Source organism: Bacillus sp. 05T31, from assembly GCF_056396725.1.
Genome location: NZ_JBFTMA010000724.1, coordinates 1 through 2,226, shown reverse-complemented (window position 1 = coordinate 2,226; position 2,226 = coordinate 1). Strand labels below are relative to the sequence as shown.

Sequence of the window (2,226 nt, the reverse complement as noted above, 5' to 3'; positions counted from 1 at the left end):
ATAGAACCTAATTCCTTAACGTACAGGGAACCGGTTTAGATGTGTCTAAACGTACAATTTTCCCGAAATGATATAGTGAGACAAGATAGGTGTTTATGAACCAAAATCTATATGTATTTGTAAAATAAGGGTAAGAATAGTTTTGGGGGGATTTATATCAATTATAATGCTATTAAGCGAGAAACTGTCCAAATTCAGTGAACACTGGTCGCCCAAAGTCATTGGTGAAATGAATGACTATCAGTTTAAGTTAGTTAAGATTCTGGGGGAGTATAGGAAGTTGTRGTTTTCTTAATATGCTTACCAAACATTATCGAGCTGAAGTTGGATATGAATTAAGCAAAGATTACTGGGGAAAAGGGCTAGCTAGTGAAGCATTGGAGGCCGTTGTTAAGTATGGCTATCATCACTTTCAGTTAGAAAGAATTGAGGCTTTAATTGAACCTGCKAATCTCCCATCACAAAAACTAGTAGAAAAGYAAGGCTTTAGAAGAGAGGGGTTACTGAGGCATTATGAATATACTTGTGGCACAGGTATGATTAGAGAAAGGTGTTCTATATTAATCAAAAAAAATTGATAAATTAGTTGCATGATGAATTAAGGATTGTATATACTATAAATATCAAAAAAAATTGATGAAGGGGGAGTGAATGATAGTGGCACAGGATTTTCAGTTGTATGAGAAAAAGTTTAAAGCGTTAGCTGATCAGAAACGTTTAGAGATTATGTATGAACTTTGTCAACGAGGACAAACTTGTGTGTGTGATTTAACAGGGGTTTTCGAAATGACGCAATCTAAGTTGTCATATCATTTAAAAATCCTGTTAGATGCCGGCTTAATTGTAAAAGAAACAAAAGGTACGTGGAGTTATTATGATTTAAATGATGCGGAAGTAAATAATTTATTATCAGAAGAATTATGTTGTATCTTTAGAAAAACAGGAAAAGGAAGTTGTTGTTAAAATTTTGCACTATTAATCAAAAAAAATTGATTAATAACATTTTAAGAGGAGGAATAAGCGATGAGATATGTTCACGTTGGTATAAATGTTACGGATTTAGAGAAGTCTATCGAATTCTACGAAAAGGTATTTGGTGTGTCACCAGTTAAGGTGAAAGTGGATTATGCAAAATTTTTATTAGAGACGCCAGGACTTAATTTCACACTGAACGTAAGAGATGAAGTGAAGGGAAATCAGGTAAATCATTTCGGTTTCCAAGTGGATACAGCTGAAGAAATTACATTACATAAAGAAAGATTAGAAAAAGAAGGTTTCTTTGCGCGTGATGAGATGGATACAACTTGTTGCTATGCGGTTCAAGATAAGTTTTGGGTAACGGATCCTGATGGGAACGAGTGGGAATTCTTTTATACAAAAGCACATAGTGATGTTCATAAAATTGAAGATCCATCTTGTTGCACGACTTCTAACGTAGTAGATAAAAATTCTTGTTGTTAATAGGAGATGGAAAATAAAATGAAACGTTTATCTTTTCTAGATCGATATTTAACACTATGGATTTTTCTAGCTATGGCTGTTGGGATTGGTTTAGGGTTTGTGTTTCCTAGTGTAGTAGACGGACTAAATACATTACAAGTTGGAACGACGTCCATCCCGCTCGCTGTTGGTTTAATTGTCATGATGTATCCACCGTTGGCGAAAGTTCGTTACGAGGAAATGGGTCGAGTATTTAAAGATGTAAAAGTATTGGTTTTATCTTTAGTGCAAAACTGGATTATTGGTCCTGTACTTATGTTTGTTTTAGCAATTATTTTTCTTCCAGATAAGCCAGAATACATGGTCGGGCTCATTATGATTGGTTTAGCACGTTGTATTGCAATGGTAATTGTTTGGAACGATCTAGCAGATGGGGATAAAGAGTATGCAGCAGGTTTAGTAGCTTTTAACTCAGTATTCCAAATGTTATTCTTCTCCGTTTATGCATACGTGTTTGTAACAGTCATTCCAGAATGGTTAGGGATTGAAGGGGCTATTGTCGATATTACAATGATAGAAGTAGCGAAATCAGTATTTATCTATTTGGGAATTCCTTTTATAGCAGGTATGTTAACACGCTTTGTACTAGTTAAGTTAAAAGGAAGACAGTGGTATGAAAAGGTATTTATACCGAAGATTAGTCCACTTACATTACTTGCATTATTATTTACAATCATCGTTATGTTCTCTTTAAAAGGGGAAATGATTGTTAGTGTACCATTAGAT

General features: G+C 34.4%; 3 protein-coding genes and 2 pseudogenes. All 5 read left to right on the top strand.

What is annotated here, in order from left to right:
• Positions 1 to 166: 166 nt before the first annotated feature.
• Positions 167 to 274, top strand: a pseudogene (locus AC1DJR_RS27305) (cupin domain-containing protein); the annotation flags it as partial.
• Positions 273 to 578, top strand: a pseudogene (locus AC1DJR_RS27300) (GNAT family N-acetyltransferase); the annotation flags it as partial. The pseudogenes AC1DJR_RS27305 and AC1DJR_RS27300, both read left to right, overlap by 2 nt.
• A 73-nt stretch (positions 579 to 651) precedes the next feature.
• Complete coding sequence (gene arsR, locus AC1DJR_RS27295; RefSeq protein ID WP_429688461.1) at positions 652 to 963, top strand: arsenical resistance operon transcriptional regulator ArsR; 312 nt, start codon at positions 652 to 654, stop codon at positions 961 to 963.
• A gap of 60 nt (positions 964 to 1,023) precedes the next feature.
• A complete protein-coding gene (locus tag AC1DJR_RS27290) occupies positions 1,024 to 1,461 on the top strand; it encodes an ArsI/CadI family heavy metal resistance metalloenzyme (protein ID WP_215576448.1) in 438 nt (145 codons plus the stop codon).
• 18 nt (positions 1,462 to 1,479) lie between these two features.
• Positions 1,480 to 2,226, top strand: a 747-nt coding sequence (arsB, locus tag AC1DJR_RS27285) for an ACR3 family arsenite efflux transporter (RefSeq protein ID WP_477003974.1), incomplete at its 3' end; no start/stop codon positions are given.